Annotated in this window: 17 protein-coding genes; 16 read left to right on the forward strand and 1 reads right to left on the reverse strand. The window is 70.1% G+C overall.

Annotation, left to right across the window (positions count from 1 at the left end):
- The 6 genes from ruvX to aroB form a co-directional block, all read left to right on the forward strand.
- On the forward strand, nucleotides 1-442 hold a 442-nt coding region (gene ruvX, locus B2284_RS05010; RefSeq protein ID WP_286697264.1), incomplete at its 5' end, for a Holliday junction resolvase RuvX.
- On the forward strand, nucleotides 435-1,700 hold the full coding sequence (mltG, locus tag B2284_RS05015) for an endolytic transglycosylase MltG (protein ID WP_083607116.1): 1,266 nt from the start codon (nucleotides 435-437) through the stop codon (nucleotides 1,698-1,700). The genes ruvX and mltG, both read left to right, overlap by 8 nt.
- Complete coding sequence (locus B2284_RS05020; RefSeq protein WP_074039473.1) at nucleotides 1,700-2,539, forward strand: shikimate dehydrogenase; 840 nt, start codon at nucleotides 1,700-1,702, stop codon at nucleotides 2,537-2,539. Before mltG ends, B2284_RS05020 begins: the two co-directional genes overlap by 1 nt.
- 8 nt (nucleotides 2,540-2,547) lie before the next feature.
- On the forward strand, nucleotides 2,548-3,774 hold the full coding sequence (gene aroC, locus B2284_RS05025; protein ID WP_074039571.1) for a chorismate synthase: 1,227 nt from the start codon (nucleotides 2,548-2,550) through the stop codon (nucleotides 3,772-3,774).
- Nucleotides 3,771-4,454 (forward strand): shikimate kinase, encoded by a 684-nt coding sequence (locus B2284_RS05030; RefSeq protein ID WP_083603774.1) that lies wholly within the window; start codon nucleotides 3,771-3,773, stop codon nucleotides 4,452-4,454. Before aroC ends, B2284_RS05030 begins: the two co-directional genes overlap by 4 nt.
- Nucleotides 4,451-5,515, forward strand: a complete 1,065-nt coding sequence (aroB, locus tag B2284_RS05035; protein ID WP_074039471.1) for a 3-dehydroquinate synthase — start codon at nucleotides 4,451-4,453, stop codon at nucleotides 5,513-5,515. Before B2284_RS05030 ends, aroB begins: the two co-directional genes overlap by 4 nt.
- Nucleotides 5,516-5,525: 10 nt before the next feature.
- On the opposite strand, the gene B2284_RS05040 is transcribed toward aroB, so the two are convergent.
- Complete coding sequence (locus B2284_RS05040) at nucleotides 5,526-7,118, reverse strand: FMN-binding glutamate synthase family protein (protein ID WP_074039469.1); 1,593 nt, start codon at nucleotides 7,116-7,118, stop codon at nucleotides 5,526-5,528.
- Nucleotides 7,119-7,342: 224 nt separating this feature from the next.
- Here B2284_RS05040 and efp point away from each other — a divergent pair, with 224 nt between their 5' ends.
- From efp to B2284_RS05090, 10 genes are all read left to right on the forward strand, one after another.
- Nucleotides 7,343-7,903, forward strand: a complete 561-nt coding sequence (efp, locus tag B2284_RS05045) for an elongation factor P (RefSeq protein WP_006943829.1) — start codon at nucleotides 7,343-7,345, stop codon at nucleotides 7,901-7,903.
- A 3-nt stretch (nucleotides 7,904-7,906) separates the two neighbouring features.
- Nucleotides 7,907-8,323 (forward strand): transcription antitermination factor NusB, encoded by a 417-nt coding sequence (gene nusB / locus B2284_RS05050; RefSeq protein WP_006943739.1) that lies wholly within the window; start codon nucleotides 7,907-7,909, stop codon nucleotides 8,321-8,323.
- A 100-nt stretch (nucleotides 8,324-8,423) separates the two neighbouring features.
- Nucleotides 8,424-9,080, forward strand: a complete 657-nt coding sequence (locus B2284_RS05055; protein ID WP_062258140.1) for a P-loop NTPase family protein — start codon at nucleotides 8,424-8,426, stop codon at nucleotides 9,078-9,080.
- Between the two features lie 173 nt (nucleotides 9,081-9,253).
- Complete coding sequence (gene pyrR, locus B2284_RS05060; RefSeq protein ID WP_074039463.1) at nucleotides 9,254-9,880, forward strand: bifunctional pyr operon transcriptional regulator/uracil phosphoribosyltransferase PyrR; 627 nt, start codon at nucleotides 9,254-9,256, stop codon at nucleotides 9,878-9,880.
- On the forward strand, nucleotides 9,877-10,818 hold the full coding sequence (locus B2284_RS05065; RefSeq protein WP_074039461.1) for an aspartate carbamoyltransferase catalytic subunit: 942 nt from the start codon (nucleotides 9,877-9,879) through the stop codon (nucleotides 10,816-10,818). Before pyrR ends, B2284_RS05065 begins: the two co-directional genes overlap by 4 nt.
- Nucleotides 10,815-12,119, forward strand: a complete 1,305-nt coding sequence (locus B2284_RS05070) for a dihydroorotase (RefSeq protein WP_074045234.1) — start codon at nucleotides 10,815-10,817, stop codon at nucleotides 12,117-12,119. The genes B2284_RS05065 and B2284_RS05070 overlap by 4 nt, the downstream gene beginning before the upstream one ends.
- Nucleotides 12,116-13,315 (forward strand): glutamine-hydrolyzing carbamoyl-phosphate synthase small subunit, encoded by a 1,200-nt coding sequence (carA, locus tag B2284_RS05075; protein WP_074039459.1) that lies wholly within the window; start codon nucleotides 12,116-12,118, stop codon nucleotides 13,313-13,315. Before B2284_RS05070 ends, carA begins: the two co-directional genes overlap by 4 nt.
- A complete protein-coding gene (carB, locus tag B2284_RS05080) occupies nucleotides 13,315-16,623 on the forward strand; it encodes a carbamoyl-phosphate synthase large subunit (RefSeq protein WP_074039458.1) in 3,309 nt (1,102 codons plus the stop codon). Before carA ends, carB begins: the two co-directional genes overlap by 1 nt.
- Nucleotides 16,624-16,688: 65 nt before the next feature.
- A complete protein-coding gene (locus B2284_RS05085) occupies nucleotides 16,689-17,546 on the forward strand; it encodes an iron-sulfur cluster-binding protein (RefSeq protein ID WP_131941119.1) in 858 nt (285 codons plus the stop codon).
- The gene (locus tag B2284_RS05090) at nucleotides 17,543-18,481 is read left to right on the forward strand and encodes a dihydroorotate dehydrogenase (RefSeq protein ID WP_006943806.1); all 939 of its coding nucleotides are present in this window, start codon (nucleotides 17,543-17,545) and stop codon (nucleotides 18,479-18,481) included. Before B2284_RS05085 ends, B2284_RS05090 begins: the two co-directional genes overlap by 4 nt.
- Nucleotides 18,482-18,503: the final 22 nt, after the last annotated feature.

An 18,503-nucleotide genomic window follows, 5' to 3' on the forward strand; every position in this document is an offset into this window, starting at 1 on the left:
CGGCATCATGGCGACGCCCGTCGAGACCCTCGCGCGCGCGAGCGCGAGCGACAAGGATGTGCAGCGCGTGGCCGAGCTCGCGGACGACGCTCGTGCCCTCGAGGTCGTCGTCGGCCTGCCCCTCAACATGAAGGGTGAGGACACCGCGTCGACACAGGCCGCTCGCGCCTGGGCCAACACGCTGAAGCGTCTTCGGCCCGCGCTTCGCGTCATTCTCGTCGATGAGCGTCTAACATCTGTGTCCGCGCACCAATCGCTCCACGCCAGTGGGGTGGCCGGGCGCAAGCACAGGCAGCACGTCGACCAGCAGGCCGCCGTGCTCATCCTGCAGGCCGCACTCGAGACCGAGCGTGGCACCGGAAGGCCGCCCGGCCTCGAGGTGGGGGGCCGCAAGCCCCGTGCGCGACGACGGACAAGCGAAGGTGACACCCACGATGCCTGATTCTCCCCGCGAGCGTCTCTTCGGGAGCGGCAACGACGAGGTCGACCCCAGCCAGAGCGTCCGTCGTGACGGCGAACGCAGCGCACCCACTCGGGCAGAGCTGCCACAGGCGCGACGGCTGCAGTCGCGACGCGAACATCGCGCCCGCGCTGATGCGCAACGCGAGGCCCAGGCTCTCCGCCCAGCCGGCGCCAGCGAGGTCGACTACAACCCGAACAAGCGCCGCGGTCTCGTGACCCTGGCGCTCGCGCTCGTCCTCGTCGTCGCCGCCGGATCCTTCGCGTGGCGCACCCTGGGGCTGAGCCTGCCGTCGTTCAGCAGCTCAGGGGGCGACTACTCGGGCACGGGGGAGAACGAGACCGCCGAGGTCAAGATCAACAAGGGTGACGCGGGCAGCACGATCGGTTCAGCCCTCGTCGCGGCCGGGGTGACGAAGTCGACGTCGGCCTTCGTCGAGGCGATGGCGGCGTCACCGAACGTCAACCTGACGCCCGGCGTCTACAAACTCAGGAAGAAGCAGAGCGCCGATTCGGCGCTCTCCGCGCTGCAGGACCCGAAGAACCGCGTCGGCGGCGGCATCGTCATCCAAGAGGGCCTGTGGCAGAGCGAGATCTTCGCGAAGCTGTCGAAGGGCACCGGCCACCCCGTCAGTGAGTACGAGGCCGTGACGCCCGCGCAGCTCGGCCTGCCGAGCACGATGAACGGCAAGCTCGAGGGCTGGCTGTTCCCCTCGACGTACGACTTCGACAAGTCGATGTCGGCGAAGCAGCAGCTGCAGACGATGGTGACGAACACCAAGGAGCAGATCAACTCGCTCAACATCCCGGCCGACCAGATCCAGAAGGTGCTGACGAAGGCCAGCATCGTGCAGGCCGAGTCGCCCAACGCGGCGAACGACGGCAAGGTGGCCCGCGTCATCGACAACCGCCTGTCGAGCGGGATGAAACTGCAGATGGACTCGAGCGTCCACTACGTCATCCACAAGCGCGGCACGGTGACGACGACCGACGCCGACCGCGCCAACCCGAGCCCGTACAACTCGTACGTGCACGCGGGTCTGCCGCCGACGCCGTACAACAGCCCCGGTCTCGACGCGATCAAGGCCGCCGCGAACCCGACGCCGGGCACGTGGAAGTACTTCGTCGCCGTCAACCTCGACACGGGCGAGACGCTGTTCGCGGACACCTACGACCAGCAGCTCGAGAACGAGAAGAAGTTCCAGGCCTGGTGCAAGGCCAACCCCGGACGCGGCTGCTGATGCCCCGCGCACTCGTCGTCGGCTCGCCGATCGACCATTCGCTCTCGCCTACGCTGCACGAGGCGGGGTATCGAGCGGCGGGCCTGGACGACTGGTCGTACGCACGTGCCGAGGTCGTCGCTGATGAGGTGCGCGCATTCGTGGCCAGGCTCGACCACGATGTCGTCGGACTGTCGGTGACGATGCCGTGCAAGGAAGCGGCGTTGGCTGTGGCTGACGAGGCGTCGGCGCTCGCTGGTGACGTCGGCGCGGCCAACACGCTCGTGCGGCGTGACGGTGGTTGGTTCGCCGACAACACCGACGTCCACGGCGTCGTCGAAGCCCTGCGCGCCGCCGGGTGCGCGGGTGGCCGGGGCGCCGTCGTCATCGGCTCGGGCGCGACGGCACGTTCCGTCGTCGCCGCTCTGTCGCGTCTCGGCGTGCGCGAGGTGATGTTCGTCGTGCGCGCGCAGGCGCGCCCCGAGACGCTGGCACTGGCGCGCTCGCTGGGCATGAGCACCCGCGTCGTGCGCGAGGACGACGAGGACGCGGCGTGGGCGGTCGGCATGGCGCTGCTCGTCGTCCAGACGTCCCCGGCCGGGGGCGCGGACGCCCTCGCTGCGCGCGTCGTCGACGCCCCGTCGTTGCGCATCGGCGCGGCCGGCGGGCCGTTCGTCCTCGACGTCGTCTACGCCGACTGGCCGACGGCATTCGCCCGCACGATGAGTGCGCGCGGTGCGACCGTCGTCAGCGGCCTCGACATGCTCGTGCACCAGGCCGCGGCACAGTTCGAGCTGTTCACCGGCCACGCTGCCCCCATCGCGGACATGATGGAGGCCGGGCGCGCCGCCGTGAAATGATCGGCCGCATGCTTCGTTGGTTGACCGCAGGTGAATCGCACGGCCCGGCCCTCATGGGCGTCATCGAGGGGCTGCCCGCCGGCGTCGAGGTGACGTCGCAGAACATCTCCGACGCTCTCGCGCGCCGTCGCCTCGGCTACGGGCGCGGCGCCCGCATGAAGTTCGAGCAGGACGTCGTGACGTTCGTCGGCGGCCTGCGTCACGGCGTGACGCTCGGTTCGCCGCTCGCGCTGCAGATCGGCAACAGCGAATGGCCGAAATGGGAGACCGTCATGTCGTCCGATCCGGTCGAGGCATCCGCGTACGAGGCGTCGAACGACGTCAACGCCGAGAAGGAGATCGCGCGCAACAAGCCGTTGACGCGCCCGCGCCCCGGCCACGCCGACCTCGTCGGCATGCAGAAGTACGGCTTCGCCGACGCCCGCCCCGTCCTCGAACGCGCCTCCGCGCGCGAGACCGCGGCGCGCGTCGCCCTCGGTGAGGTCGCCGCGCGCTTCCTCGAGCAGGCCTACGGCATCCGGCTCGTCTCGCACACCGTCGCCGTCGGGACGGCCGCCGTCGCCGACGACTCACCGCTGCCGCACCCCGACGACGTCGCGGCCCTCGACGCCGACCCCGTGCGCACCCTCGACGCCGACGGCTCGGCGCGCATGGTCGCCGAGATCGACGCGGCGAAGAAGGCGGGCGACACGCTCGGCGGCGTCGTCGAGGTCTGCGCCTACGGTCTGCCCCCGGGCCTCGGCTCGCACGTACATTGGGACCGCCGCCTCGACGCGCGCCTCGCCGCCGCGATGATGGGCATCCAGGCGATCAAGGGTGTCGAGATCGGTGACGGGTTCAAGACGGCCGCGCGCCGCGGTTCGGCCGCTCACGACGAGATGGTGCGCGGTGTCGACGGCGTCATCCGTCGCCAGTCGAACCGTGCCGGTGGCACCGAGGGCGGCATGTCGACCGGTGACGTGCTGCGGGTGCGCGCCGCGATGAAGCCCATCTCGACGGTGCCGCGGGCGCTCGCGACCGTCGACGTCGCGACGGGTGAGGCCGCGACGGCGATCCACCAGCGTTCCGACGTCTGCGCCGTTCCGGCGGCTGGCGTCGTCGCGGAGGCGATGGTCGCGCTCGTACTCGCCGAGGCGTGCGTCGAGAAGTTCGGTGGAGACTCGGTCGCCGAGACGCGGCGCAACCTCGAGAGCTACCTCGCCAACATCCCCGATCTGCTCACGACGTGGGAGTGAGCGCGCCAGCGACGCCAGCGGCTGACGCCGAGCGCCACCACCCGCGTCCCCGCGCCGTGCTCGTCGGGCCGATGGCGTCCGGCAAGTCGTCCGTCGGGCGCTCCCTCGCGGCGCGCTGGGGCGTCGAACTGCGCGACAGCGACGCGCTCATCGTCGAACGCCTCGGCTGCTCGATCAGTGACTACTTCGCGACGCACGGCGAGGCCGCGTTCCGCGAGGTCGAGCGCGACGTCATCACCGAGCAGCTCGGCACGTTCGACGGAGTCCTCGCGCTCGGTGGCGGGGCGGTGCTCGACGACTCGACGCGGGCGGCGCTGCGCGAGCACACCGTCGTCTACCTGACCGTCGACGAACGCAACGCCGGCTACCGCATCCGCGGCGACGTGACGCGCCCGATCCTCGCGAACGGTGGCATCGACACGTGGCGGCGCATCTTCGCCGAACGCCGACGGCTGTACGAGGAGGTCGCGACGGTCACCGTCGACACCTCGCGCGGGACGACGGGTGCGTCGGCCACGCGCATCATCGAGGCGCTCGTCGCGGCCGAGCACGAGACACCCGTCTCGACCGGTGGAAAGCGCCCGTTGCCGTCTTCGGTGGCGGCGACGATCGCGCGACGACGCATCCTCGGGGCCACACGAGGCGGCCGGACGCGCCGCGACGAAGGAGAGACGCCATGAGCATCATCAGTGTGGGAACCGCGTATGCCGTGCACATCGGCGAGGGGGTGCTGCAAGACCTCGCGGGCGCCGTCCCGGCCGGGGTGGCGCGGGCACTGATCGTCGAGCAGGCGGCTGTGACGGCGATTGCCGACCGCGTCGAAGAAGCGCTGCGTGGCCGCGGCATCGCCGTCGTGCGCGAGGTCGTGCCCGACGGCGAGGCTGCCAAGACGATCGAGGTGAGCGCGCGCCTGTGGGGTGTCATGGCGCGAGCCGGCTTCACGCGCACCGACGTCGTCGTCGGCGTCGGCGGGGGAGCGGTGACCGACCTCGCCGGCTGGGTTGCCGCGTCGTGGCTGCGCGGCGTGGGCGTCATCCAGGTGCCGACGACGGTGCTCGCGATGGTCGACGCGGCGGTCGGCGGCAAGACCGGCATCAACATCGCCGAGGGCAAGAACCTCGTCGGCGCGTTCCACGAGCCGCTCGCCGTGTTCGCCGACCTCGCCACGGTGCGGACGCTACCCGAACGCGACGTCGCGGCCGGGCTCGCGGAGGTCGTCAAGTGCGGTTTCATCCGCGACGAGCGGATCCTCGAACTCGTCGAGGCCGACCCGGCTGCATGCCTCGACGTGACGAGCCCGCAGCTCGTCGAACTCGTCGAGCGGGCCATCAGCGTCAAGGCCTCGGTCGTGGCGGCCGACCTCAAGGAATCGAACCTGCGCGAGATCCTCAACTACGGCCACACGTTCGCGCACGCCATCGAGCAGCGCGAGAACTACACCTGGCGCCACGGTGACGCCGTCGCCGTCGGCTGCGTGTTCGCCGCCGAACTGGCCTGCGCGGCAGGCGTGCTCGGGCGCAACGATGTGGAGCGGCAGCGCGCCGTCATCACCTCGCTCGGGCTGCCGACGACGTACGCGGGCGGTGACTTCGACGAGATGCTCACCGTCATGGGGCGTGACAAGAAGACGCGCGGCACGACGCTGCGCTTCGTCGTCCTGAACGGCATCGGCGACGTCCACCGCCTCGAAGGCCCGACGCGCGAGCAGCTGCGCGCAGCCTTCGACGCGGTGACTGGCTGAGACGCACCGTTCAGCGCGTCGGCTGCTCCTTCTTCGCCGTCTCGCGGTCACCGGCGGCGGTGCCGGCGTTCTCGAAGTCGCCGGCGACCATGATGTCGGTGATCTCGCGCGCCAGTTCGTCGCCGAGGCGCCCCCAGTCGGGCTGGTAGCCGAAGACGTCGGCGAGGCCGGTGCCCTTGCGCATCCCGTCGAGCAGTTCGACGTCGTCGGGCGTCAGCAGACCGGGGTGCGCGACGCCGACGGCGTCACTGATCTTCAGCAGGTCCTTGCGCAGCGCGACGAGATAGTTCGCGAGGCGCACCTTCTTGAGCTCGGGGTCGAGGCCGTGCGCGAGCCACGCGTTCTGCGTCGCGACGCCCGTCGGGCAGGTGTCCTCGTGGCACTTCTGCGTCTGCAGGCAGCCGATCGACAGCATCGCCTCGCGCGCGACGTTGATCATGTCAGCCCCCATCGCGAACGCCTGCGCCGCCGTGATCGGCAGGCCGAGCTTGCCGGAGGCGATGAACACGACGTCGTCGGTGAGGCCGGCCTCCGCAAACAGGGCGTAGACGCGCGAGAAGCCGACGGCCCAGGGGAGCGCGACCGAGTCGGAGAACACGACGGGCGCCGCACCCGTGCCACCCTCGCCGCCGTCGATCGTCACGAAGTCGACTCCGCGGCGCGGGCCGTCGACGCTCGACATCGCTGCCGTCAGCTGCTGCCAGAAACCCATCTCGCCGACGGCCGACTTGATGCCCACGGGCAGGCCGGTGCGCTCGGCGATCGTCTCGACGAGGTCGAGCATCGAGTCGATGTCGTGGAACGCGGTGTGCCGTGACGGCGAGACGACGGTCTCGCCCTGCGGGACGCCGCGGATGTCGGCGATCTCCTTCGTCACCTTCGCGCCGGGCAGGACGCCGCCGAGGCCCGGTTTGGCGCCTTGGGAGAGCTTGATCTCGATGGCCCTGACGGGCGCCGACTCGACGACGGTGACGAGCTTGTCGAGGTCCAAGTGGCCGTCTTCGGCACGGCAGCCGAAGTAGCCGGTGCCGATCTGCAGGATGAGGTCGCCGCCGCTTCGGTGATAGGTGGACAACCCGCCCTCGCCGGTGTTGTGCATCGCCCCGGCGAGTGCGACGCCCTTGTTGAGCGCGGTGATCGCCGCGCCGGAGAGCGAGCCGAAGCTCATCGCGGAGACGTTGACGACCGAGCGCGGACGGAACGCCTTGGCGCGTCCGCGGGCGCCGCCGAGCACCTTCGCACAGGGGATGGCGTGGTCGTCGGTCTCCGCGGCATGCGACTGCGCGAACGTGCGGTGCTTGACGATCGGGTAGCCCTCGTTGCACTCGAGGTCGTTGTCGGTGCCGAAGCCGACGTAGTTGTTGACGCCCTTGGCCGAGCGGTAGATCCAGGCGCGCTGGTCGCGGCTGAACGGGCGCTCCTCGTCGTTGCCGGCGACGATGTACTGCCGCATCTCGGGGCCGATCAGCTCGATCGCGTAGCGCGCGTGGCCGAGGACGGGGAAGTTGCGCAGCAGCGAGTGGTTCTTCTGCGTGAGGTCGTAGGCGGCGACACCGGCCGTGCCGAGTGCGGGCAGGGCGGCTACGAGGCGAGTCCACTTCATGCGCCAAGTATGGCGAGGCTCGACGTGAAATGCATCACGCGCAGGTGTGGAACGTCGATCGGGGGAGGTGCGCTCACACGATAGACTTGATTTTGATGCCCGTGCGCCTGCGCGGGCGATTGTTGACCGGCCGCGCGGATCACCGTCCGCAGCGGCATCACCCGGGTGCGCGTTCACGGGGCCGACGAGCCCTGGCGCTGCCCGATGAACGAAGGCGGATCTCCATGGCGAGCACGAACGACCTCAAGAACGGCATGGTTCTCAAGATCGACAACGGGCTGTGGTCCGTCGTCGAGTTCCAGCACGTCAAGCCCGGCAAGGGCCCGGCCTTCGTCCGCACGAAGCTCAAGAACGTCATGAGCGGCAAGATCGTCGACAAGACGTTCAACGCCGGCGTCAAGGTCGAGACGGCCAACGTCGACCGCTCCGACATGCAGTACCTCTACAAGGACGGCGACGACTACGTGTTCATGGACACGAAGACGTACGACCAGATCAACATCCCGGCCACCGCCGTCGGTGACGCCGCGAACTTCCTGCTCGAGAACCAAGAGGCGATCGTCGCGCAGAACGACGGCACCGTCCTCTACGTCGAGCTGCCTGCGTCCGTCGTCCTGGAGATCACGCACACCGAGCCGGGCCTGCAGGGCGACCGCTCCACCGGTGGGACGAAGCCCGCGACGCTCGAGACGGGCGCCGAGATCCAGGTGCCGCTGTTCCTCGAGCAGGGCACGAAGGTCAAGGTCGACACGCGCGACGGCTCCTACCTCGGCCGCGTCTCCTGATCGATGGGTGCTCGCACCAAGGCGCGCAAGCGCGCCCTCGACCTGTTGTTCGAAGCCGAGCAGCGTGAGATCAACGCGAAGGACCTGCTCGACGAGCGCGTCCTCGCGCCCGTGACGCCGGCTCCGTTGCCGGAGTACACCGCGGTGCTCGTGCGCGGCGTCGTCGACCACTGGCGCACGATCAACGAAGCGCTCGAGACGTACGCACGCGGTTGGACGCTCGATCGCATGCCTGCCGTCGACCGCGCCCTGCTGCGCGTCGCGGCCTACGAGGTGCTCTACGTCGACGACGTGCCCGACGGCGTCGCCGTCTCCGAGGCCAAGAACCTCGCGACCGAGCTGTCGACCGACAACTCGCCGCAGTTCATCGGTGGTCTGCTGACCAAGCTGTCCGAAGTGAAGTCGAGCATCGTCGACTGACGGCCCCGTCCACCACTCACATGACACGACCCACCCGTTCGCGCGGGTGGGTCGTGTCATGTCGCTCGCGTGGGCCTGAGTGCCCCGATATGCTCGGATCATGCCCGTCGCCTCCCTCTCCGATGTCGAACACGCGCAGCGAGTGCTGTTGTACGGCGTCACGGGATCGGGCAAGTCGACGGCCGCGGCGCGGCTCGGCGCTGCCCTGGGGCTGCCCGTCCACCTCGTCGACGACGAGGTCGGGTGGCTGCCCGGCTGGGTCGAGCGTCCGCAGGACGAGCAGCGGGCTCTGGCGCACCAGATGGCGAGCGCAGAGGGCTGGGTCGTCGATTCGGCGTACGGCGCCTGGAGGGACGTCATGCTCGAGCGGGCGCAGGTCGTCATCGCGCTCGACTACTCGCGTGCCCTCACCCTCTCCCGCCTCGTGCGCCGCTGCGTCCATCGCCTCACCACTCGCACGCCCGTGTGCAACGGGAACACGGAGAACGTGCGACAGCTGTTCTCGCGCAACTCAATCGTGCGGTGGCACTTCTCATCGTTCGCGCGCAAACGCGAGCGCATGCGCCGTTGGGAGGCTGCGCCGGAGGGGGTGCCCGTGCTGCGGCTGACGCATCCGCGCGAGTTCGACCGGCTCGTCCAGTCGCTGGAGCTAGACAACATCGGGGCCGCGTCGCGAGAAGCAGCGCTGCGGCACGGCGGCATCGATGACCTGCCCGTCCCGGCCCGTGACGACGCGGCGCGCTTCGTCGAGTTCTGAACGCTCATTCACGGTGTCCGACCTCGGAGACTGCCAAGAGCAGGTCACCAGGCCGAGTGCCGGGGTCCCAACAGGACGACGCCGGTCAGGCGTGGCCGGCGAGGCGCGATAAGGTGGGCAGCGGAATCATCCTTTAACGATCCGTCCTGTGAGGCGGCGAAGGAGGCCTGCGCATGACGCGCGACGCTCTCGGCGTACCCGGTGACGGGGACGTCTCGACATCACGAACCACTCCTGACGACGGCCGCGTGGTCCTGTCGGCCCCCGAGATCGGTCGCGCTCTGCGCCGCATCTCTCACGAGATCCTCGAACGCAACAAGGGCGCGGACGACCTCGTCCTGCTTGGCATCCCGACGCGTGGCGCGCACCTCGCCCGCCGCCTGGCCGACGCGCTCAAGGACGTCGAAGGCATCGACATCCCCGTCGGCACGCTCGACGTCACGATGTACCGCGATGACCTGCGTGCCAACCCCGCCCGCGTGGCGCATCAGAGCGACATCCCCGCAGCCGGCATCGATGGGCGAACCATCGTCCTCGTCGACGACGTGCTCTTCTCCGGACGCACCGTGCGCGCCGCCCTCGATGCGCTCGGCGACCTCGGGCGCCCCAAGGCCGTCCGCCTCGCCGTCCTCGTCGACCGCGGCCACCGCGAACTGCCGATCCGCGCTGACCACGTCGGCAAGAACCTGCCGACGGCGACGAGCGAGCACGTGCGCGTGCGCGTCGCCGAGACCGACGGCAGCGACGAGGTGCGCATCAGCGGCCCCGCCGCGCCGCAGCAGCGAAAGGACGCGTCGTGAAGCACCTGCTGTCGGCCGCCGACCTCACCCACGACGACGCCGAGATGATCCTCGAGACGGCCGCCGCCATGCACGACGTGCAGAACCGCGAGGTCAAGAAACTGCCCGCGCTGCGCGGACGCACCGTCGTCAACCTGTTCTTCGAGGACTCGACGCGCACCCGCAGCTCCTTCGAGATCGCCGGGAAATGGCTGTCTGCGGACGTCATCAACGTCAGTGCGAAGGGCTCGAGCGTCAGCAAGGGCGAGTCGCTACGCGACACCGTGATGACGGTCGCGGCCATGGGCGTCGATGGCCTCGTCATCCGCCACAACCGCAGCGGGGCGCCGCTGCAGGTGAGCCAGTGGGTCGACTGCATGGTGGTCAACGCCGGCGACGGCACCCACGAGCACCCGACGCAGGCGCTGCTCGACGCCTACACGATGCAGGCGCAGCTCGGCACGCTCGAGGGCAAGCACGTCGCGATCGTCGGTGACCTCACGCACAGTCGCGTCGTGCGCTCCAACCTCATCCTGCTCAAGACCCTCGGCGCGCACGTCACGCTCGTCGCGCCGCCGACGCTCATGCCGTCCGGCATCGCCGCCTGGGCTGCGCGCGACGGCTTCGACGTCAGCTACGACCTCGACGCGGTGCTGCCGCACGTCGACGCCGTCATGATGCTGCGCGTGCAGCGCGAACGCATGTCCGGCGGCTACTTCCCGACGCCGCGCGAGTACACCGTCGGGTACGGCCTGACGCGCGACCGCCTCGCGCTGCTGCCGCAGCATGCCGTCATCTGCCACCCGGGCCCGATGAACCGCGGCCTCGAGATCAGCCCCGACGCCGCCGATGAAGCACGCTCGAGGGTGCTCGACCAGGTGAGCGCCGGTGTCGCCGTGCGCATGAGCGTCCTGTACCACCTGCTCGCCTCGAACTCGACGGAAGGAGCTCAGGCATGAGCGACCACGCAGGCCCCGTTCTCATCACCGGCGCCGACGTCGTCGGCACCGGCGCGGCCGACATCCTCGTGCGTGACGGCGCCATCGCCGAGATCGGTACGAACCTCGACGCCGCCGGCGCGACGCGCGTCGACGCAGACGGACTCGTCGCGCTGCCCGGCCTCGTCGACCTCCACACCCACCTGCGCGAACCGGGCCGCGAGGACGCCGAGACGATCGCGACGGGTTCGGCGGCTGCCGCAGCCGGCGGCTTCACGTCCGTCTTCGCGATGGCCAACACGAACCCCGCGACGGACACCGCCGAGGCCGCGGAGCGCATCGCCGAGCTGGGGGAGCGCGTCGGGCTCGTCGACGTCCACCCCATCGGCGCCGTGACGAAGAACCTCGCCGGCGAGGAACTCGCCGAGCTCGGCCTCATGGCCCGCTCGCGCGCCGCCGTCCGGGTCTTCTCCGACGACGGCAAGTGCGTGCACGACAGCCGCCTCATGCGTCGCGCGCTCGAGTACGTCAAGGCGTTCGACGGCGTCGTCAGCCAGCATGCGCAGGACCCGAACCTCGCGGACGGCCAGGCCTGCTGCCACGAGGGTGAGATCTCCGGACGCCTCGGCCTGCCAGGCTGGCCCGGCGTCGCGGAGGAGGTCATCGTCGCGCGTGACGTCATGCTCGCGCGCCACACCGGCAGCCGCGTCCACGTCGCGCACGCGTCGACGGCGGGCACCGTCGAGGTGCTGCGCTGGGCGAAGTCGCTCGGCATCGCCGTGACCGCGGAGGCCACCCCACACCACCTCATGCTGCCGACGGACCTCGTCGAGAGCTACGACCCGGTCTACAAGGTCAACCCGCCGCTACGCCCGAGCGAGGACATCGAGGCCGTGCGCGAGGCGCTCGCCGACGGCACGATCGACATCGTCGCGACCGACCACGCGCCGCACGCGCGCCACGACAAGGAGCACGCGTTCGCGGACGCCGTGTTCGGCATGCTCGGCCTCGAGCAGGCGCTCGCCGTCGTCCACACGACGATGGTCGCCACGGGCCGCATGACGTGGCAACAGGTCGCCGATGCGATGTCGACGAAGCCCGCCGCGATCGCCCGGCTGGGCTCGCACGGCCAGGGCCTCGTCGCCGGCGCACCCGCCAACATCACGCTCTTCGACCCGTCCGTCACCGTCACGGTGAACAAGGACGACTCGAAGTCGCTTTCCCGCAACAACCCCTGGCACGGCCACACGCTCGAGGGCGCTGTGGTCTCGACGTACCTGCGCGGACGTCGCACCTTCCACGACGGAGAGGTTCAGCAGTGAACGACACCACCCCCGCCACGACGAAGCGCGCCAGTGCGTTCGTCTCGCGCGAACCGGCCTGCCTCGTCCTCGAGGACGGACGCATCTTCCGCGGCCGCAGCTACGGCGCGATCGGCACGACGTTCGGTGAGGCCGTGTTCTCGACCGGCATGTCCGGCTACCAGGAGACGCTGACGGACCCGAGCTACCACAAGCAGGTCGTCGTCATGACGGCCCCGCACGTCGGCAACACGGGCATGAACGACGAGGACTACGAGTCGGGCAAGATCTGGGTGGCCGGCTACGTCGTGCGCGACCCCGCCATCCGCCCGTCGAACTGGCGCTCGGTGCGCACCCTCGAGGACGACCTCGCCGAGCAGGGCATCGTCGGTATCTGCGACATCGACACACGCGCCCTGACGCGCCACCTGCGCGAGCGCGGCGCGATGCGCGTCGGTGTGTTCTCGGGTGCGGACGCCGCGAACAGCGACGCCGACCTGCTCGACGCGGTGAAGAACGCCCCGCAGATGGAGGGCTCCGAGCTCGCATCCGAGGTCGCGACGAAGGAGGCATACGTCGTCGAGGCGAAGGGTGAGAAGAAGTTCACCGTCGCGGCCGTCGACCTCGGTATCAAGTCGAACACGCCGCGGATGATGAGCGAGCGTGGCATCGAGGTGCACGTGCTGCCGGCGACGGTGGCGCTCGACGACATCACGGCGATCAACCCCGACGGCGTGTTCTTCTCGAACGGCCCCGGCGACCCGGCGACGGCGCCGCAGGTCGAGCTGCTGCGCGACGTGCTCGCGGCCGGCATCCCGTACTTCGGCATCTGCTTCGGCAACCAGCTGCTCGGGCGCGCGCTCGGGTTCGGCACGTACAAGCTGAAGTACGGCCACCGCGGCATCAACGTGCCGGTGCTCGACAAGGCGAGCGGCACCGTCGAGATCACCGCGCAGAACCACGGCTTCGCCGTCGACGCCCCGATCGAGGGATCGACGCAGGCGCCCAGCGACGCCGAACACGGCACGAGCTTCGGGCGCGTCGAGGTCTCGCACGTGTGCCTCAACGACGACGTCGTCGAAGGCCTGCGTTGCCTCGACATCCCGGCGTTCTCCGTCCAGTACCACCCCGAAGCCGCGGCCGGCCCGCACGACGCGGCGTACCTGTTCGACCGCTTCGTCGAGATGATGAGCGACAACCAGAAGGTGAACGCCTGATGCCCAAGAACACCGACATCAAGAGCGTCCTCGTCATCGGCTCCGGCCCGATCGTCATCGGTCAGGCCGCCGAGTTCGACTACTCGGGGACGCAGGCCTGCCGCGTCCTGCGCGAGGAGGGCCTGCGCGTCATCCTCGTCAACTCGAACCCGGCGACGATCATGACCGACCCGGAGACGGCCGACGTCACGTACGTCGAGCCGATCACGCCGGAGATCGTGGAATCGATCATCGCCAAGGAGCGCCCGGACGCGGTGCTCGCGACCCTCGGTGGTCAGACCGCGCTCAACACCGCGATCGCGCTGCACAAGAACGGCGTCCTCGAGAAGTACGGCTGCCCGCTCATCGGCGCCAACGTCGAGGCGATCGAGCTCGGCGAGGACCGTGAGAAGTTCAAGGGCGTCGTCGAGCGCTGTGGCGCCGAATCGGCCAAGAGCCACATCTGCCACACGATGGACGAGGTGCTCGCCGCCGCCGACGACCTCGGCTACCCCGTCGTCGTGCGCCCGTCGTTCACGATGGGCGGCCTCGGTTCCGGCTTCGCCTACGACGAGACCGATCTGCGCCGCATGGCCGGCGCGGGCCTGCAGGCGAGCCCCGTGACCGAGGTGCTGCTCGAGGAGTCGATCCTCGGGTGGAAGGAGTACGAGCTCGAGGTCATGCGCGACCACGCCGACAACGTCGTCGTCGTCTGCTCGATCGAGAACTTCGACCCGATGGGCGTGCACACCGGTGACTCGATCACCGTGGCTCCCGCTCTGACGCTCACCGACCGCGAGTACCAGCGCATGCGCGACGTCGGCATCGCCGTCATCCGCGAGGTCGGCGTCGACACCGGTGGCTGCAACATCCAGTTCGCCATCAACCCGGCCGACGGGCGCATGATCGTCATCGAGATGAACCCGCGCGTGTCGCGTTCCTCGGCGCTCGCGTCGAAGGCGACCGGCTTCCCGATCGCGAAGATCGCCGCGAAGATGGCCATCGGTTACTCGCTCGACGAGGTGCCGAACGACATCACCGCCGAGACCCCGGCGAGCTTCGAGCCGACGCTCGATTACATCGTCGTCAAGGTGCCGCGCTTCGCGTTCGAGAAGTTCCCCGCCGCCGACCGCACGCTGACGACGACGATGAAGTCCGTCGGCGAGGCGATGGCGCTGGGCCGCAACTTCACCGAGGCGCTGCAGAAGGCGCTGCGCTCGATCGAACGCAGCGACGGCCAGTTCCACTGGGATCCGGCGAGCGAGGTGACGAGCCGCGACGAGGCACTCGAGATCCTCGAGCGCTCCAAGCAGCCGACGGACGGACGCATCGTCCTCGTGCAGCAGGCGCTGCGCGCGGGCCTCAGCGTCGAGGAGGTGCACGAGGCGACGAAGATCGACCCGTGGTTCCTCGACCAGATGCAGCTCATCAACGACGTCGCGTCCGAGATCGCGGCGGCGCCCCAGCTGACGCCCGACCTGCTGCGCCTGGCGAAGAAGCACGGTTTCTCCGACGCCCAGATCGCGCAGCTGACGGGCATGAAGCAGGACGTCGTGCGCGGCGTGCGTCATGCCCTCGGCGTGCGCCCGGTCTACAAGACGGTCGACACGTGCGCCGCCGAGTTCGCCGCCCAGACGCCGTACTACTACTCCTCCTACGACGAGGAGAGCGAGGTGCTGTCGCGCGAGAAGCCGGCCGTCATCATCCTCGGATCGGGCCCGAACCGCATCGGTCAGGGCATCGAGTTCGACTACTCGTGCGTGCACGCCTCGTTCGCGCTGCGTGACGCCGGGTACGACACGATCATGGTCAACTGCAACCCCGAGACCGTCTCGACGGACTACGACACGAGCTCGCGCCTGTACTTCGAGCCGCTGACGCTCGAGGACGTGCTCGAGGTCGTCCACGCCGAGAGCGAGGCCGGCCCGATCGCGGGCGTCATCGTCCAGCTGGGCGGTCAGACGCCGCTCGGGCTCGCGAAGGCGCTCAAGGACGAGGGGGTGCCGATCGTCGGCACCTCGCCGGAGGCCATCGACCTGGCGGAGGACCGCGGCGCGTTCGGGCGCGTGCTCGCCGACGCGAAGCTGCCCGCGCCGCGTCACGGCATCGCCTTCTCGGCCGAGGAGGCCATCGAGGTCGCCCGCGAGATCGGCTACCCCGTGCTCGTGCGCCCGAGCTACGTGCTCGGCGGGCGCGGCATGGAGATCGTCTACGACGACGAGACGCTGCGCGGCTACGTCACGCGCGCGACGACGGCGTCGCCGGAGCACCCCGTGCTCGTGGACCGCTTCCTCGACGAGGCGATCGAGATCGACGTCGACGCGCTCTTCGACGGCGAGGACATGTACCTCGGCGGCATCATGGAGCACGTCGAGGAGGCCGGCATCCACTCCGGTGACTCCGCGTGCGTCCTGCCGCCCGCGACCCTCGGCACCGAAGAGCTCGAGCGCGTGCGCGCCTCGACGCTGGCGCTCGCGCAGGGCATCGGCGTGCGCGGCCTGATGAACGTGCAGTTCGCGCTCGCGCAAGACGTGCTCTACGTCCTCGAGGCCAACCCGCGTGCCTCGCGCACCGTCCCGTTCGTCGCGAAGGCGACGTCTGTGCCGCTCGCGAAGGCCGCGGCGCGCGTCATGCTCGGCGCCTCGATCGCCGACCTGCGCACCGAAGGGCTGCTACCGCCGAGCGGCGACGGCGCGAAGCTGCCGATGGACGCGCCCGTCGCGGTCAAGGAGGCCGTGCTGCCCTTCCAGCGCTTCCGCACCGCCGAGGGGCAGGTCGTCGACTCGCTGCTCGGGCCGGAGATGCGCTCCACGGGTGAGGTCATGGGCATCGACGCCGACTTCGCCACGTCGTTCGCCAAGGCGCAGCTCGGCGCAGGGCAGGGGCTGCCGACGTCAGGCACCGTGTTCGTCTCGTGCGCGAACCGCGACAAGCGCGCGATGCTGTTCCCGATCAAGCGTCTCGTCGACCTCGGCTTCGAGATCCTCGCGACGCCCGGGACGTCGGATGTGCTGCGCCGCAACGGAATCGCCTCGACCGTGGTGCGCAAGCACTCCGAAGGCCCCGGGCCGGACGGGGAGAAGACGATCGTGTCGCAGATCCTCGACGGCGAGGTCGCGATGATCGTCAACACGCCGTCCGGGTCGGATGCACGCGCTGACGGCTACGCGATCCGCGCGGCAGGGACGTCGATGAACGCGCCGATCCTCACGACGGTGCAGGAGCTCGCGGCCGCCGTGCAGGCCATCGAGGCCAGCATGCACGGCTCGTACGCGGTGAAGTCGCTGCAGGAGCACGCACGCGGCCTCGACATGTACGGCACGCGCTGAGGCAGGTCGACATCGCCGGATCGACGCCGGTGACGGCTGCGACGACCTCGGGTGACGAGGGTGCCGTGAGTGGCTCCCGAGAGCCCAAGGACGTCGTCGCCGTCACCGGTGAACTCATCTCGACGCGACGTGTCGGCGCGTTCGTCGCGCACACGTTCGTCGCGGCGGGCATCGCCGAACTCGCGCGACCGGGGCAGCTCGTCTCGCTCGCCGTCGGGGATGACGCCTCCGCCATCGTGACGCGCCGTGCCCTGCCGCTTCGCTCGGTGACGCCGAGCGGCACGTACGGCGGCACCGTCGAGGTCGTCGTCGACCCCGATGCGGACGCCGGTTCGGCGTGGCTGGCTGCGCGGCGCCTGCACGACGAGGTGAGCATCCTCGGCCCGCTCGGACGCGGTTTCCCGATTCCGACGAACCCGGTGCCCGTCGTCGTCGCAGCGGTCGGGGCGGGCGCGGCGTCGACGGGGTGGCTCGTCGAGACGCTGCGCCGCGCGGGCTGCCAGGTACCGCGGGTCGTCATCGGCGGTGAGGACGAGCGTCGGCTCCTCGGCGTCATCGAGGCGCGACGGCTCGTCGGCAGCGTCACGACGGTGGTGCCCGACGCGGGCGCGGGGGAGGACCTCGCGTACCGCATGCAGGTGGCGCTGGATGCGACGCTGCGTCAGCACGAGACGGCCCTCGTGTATGCGAGTGGCGACGTGACGTCCTTGGCCGCGATCACCGCTGCGGCGCAACGGCATTCGGTTCCCGTGCAGGCCGCGTTCGGCGTGCCGATGCCCTGTGGAACCGGGTTGTGCAGGGCGTGCGCGCTGCCCGTCGCGAACGCGGCCGGGGAGGTGACGCCCGTGCGTTGCTGCACCGAAGGGCCCGTCCTGCCCGCCGATCGGATGGCGTGGGCGCAGTTGCTCGAGGTCTCGGCATGAGCGGGGCACTCTCGACGACGCTGGGGTTGAACAAGCTCGACTCACCCTTCATCGCGGCTTCTGGGTGTGCGGGGTACGGGCACGAACTCGTGCGCTGGGGTGGGCTCGGCGCGTTCGGTGCGCTCGTCACGCCGTCGCTGACGGTGGAGGCGCAGGACGCGTCGCGCGAACGCGTCATCGTCGAATCGCCGTCAGGGATCGTGCACCCGCACGACACGCCCAACGTCGGCGCGAACTCGCTCAGCGCGACGCGTCTGCCGTGGGAGGTGACGGCGCCGACACCCGTCATCGTCTCCATCGCGGGTGCGACGAGCGGCGACTTCGCCGACGCGGCCGCGGCCGTACGGCGACGGACGGCGCTGCGTGGGGTGCTCGGCGTCGAGGTCAATCTCTCGGTCGCCAACGAGGCGAACAACGGGCGAGCGTTCGCCGGCGACGAGTACGCAGTGACGAAGGTGATCGCGCGCGTGCGGGAGCACCTGCCGCGCAACGTCATGCTCGCGGCGAAGCTGACGCTCGGTACCGACCTCGTCGAGTTGTCGCGCGCCTGCCTCAAGTCGGGTGCTGACGCACTCGTGCTCGGGCACGCTCCGGTCGCCTCCAGCATCGACGTGACGACGCTGCGCCCGCGCGCGGGCACCCGTGCTGCGATGGCCGGGCCGGCGTTGCTGCCGCTGACGGTCGGTGGCGTGTTCGAGGTGAAGGCCGCCATGGTGGCCGGTCGGTTGCCGACGGCACCCATCATCGCCGGGGGAGGTATCGCGAGCCTCGACGCCGTCGTGCAGGCGCTCGCCGCGGGAGCTTCGGCCGTCCAGGTGGGTTCGGCGCTCTTCCGCGATCCACGCGCCGGGGTGACGCTGCGGGACGGGCTTGCCGGTTTCCTCGCCGAGCGCGATCTCACCGTCGCCGGGCTCGTCGGGGCGGCGCATGCGTGACGTGACGCGCCGTGTGGTCGTG

The sequence above is a fragment of the Dermacoccus sp. UBA1591 genome, assembly GCF_002322065.1.
Lineage (GTDB): Bacteria > Actinomycetota > Actinomycetes > Actinomycetales > Dermatophilaceae > Dermacoccus > Dermacoccus nishinomiyaensis.

Coding starts and splice junctions, on each gene's coding strand:
- mltG (WP_083607116.1), top strand. CDS start 435: ATGCCTGATTCTCCCCGCGAGCGTCTCTTCGGGAGCGGCAACGACGAG.
- B2284_RS05020 (WP_074039473.1), top strand. CDS start 1,700: ATGCCCCGCGCACTCGTCGTCGGCTCGCCGATCGACCATTCGCTCTCG.
- aroC (WP_074039571.1), top strand. CDS start 2,548: ATGCTTCGTTGGTTGACCGCAGGTGAATCGCACGGCCCGGCCCTCATG.
- aroB (WP_074039471.1), top strand. CDS start 4,451: ATGAGCATCATCAGTGTGGGAACCGCGTATGCCGTGCACATCGGCGAG.
- B2284_RS05040 (WP_074039469.1), bottom strand. CDS start 7,118: ATGAAGTGGACTCGCCTCGTAGCCGCCCTGCCCGCACTCGGCACGGCC.
- efp (WP_006943829.1), top strand. CDS start 7,343: ATGGCGAGCACGAACGACCTCAAGAACGGCATGGTTCTCAAGATCGAC.
- nusB (WP_006943739.1), top strand. CDS start 7,907: ATGGGTGCTCGCACCAAGGCGCGCAAGCGCGCCCTCGACCTGTTGTTC.
- B2284_RS05055 (WP_062258140.1), top strand. CDS start 8,424: ATGCCCGTCGCCTCCCTCTCCGATGTCGAACACGCGCAGCGAGTGCTG.
- pyrR (WP_074039463.1), top strand. CDS start 9,254: ATGACGCGCGACGCTCTCGGCGTACCCGGTGACGGGGACGTCTCGACA.
- B2284_RS05070 (WP_074045234.1), top strand. CDS start 10,815: ATGAGCGACCACGCAGGCCCCGTTCTCATCACCGGCGCCGACGTCGTC.
- carB (WP_074039458.1), top strand. CDS start 13,315: ATGCCCAAGAACACCGACATCAAGAGCGTCCTCGTCATCGGCTCCGGC.
- B2284_RS05090 (WP_006943806.1), top strand. CDS start 17,543: ATGAGCGGGGCACTCTCGACGACGCTGGGGTTGAACAAGCTCGACTCA.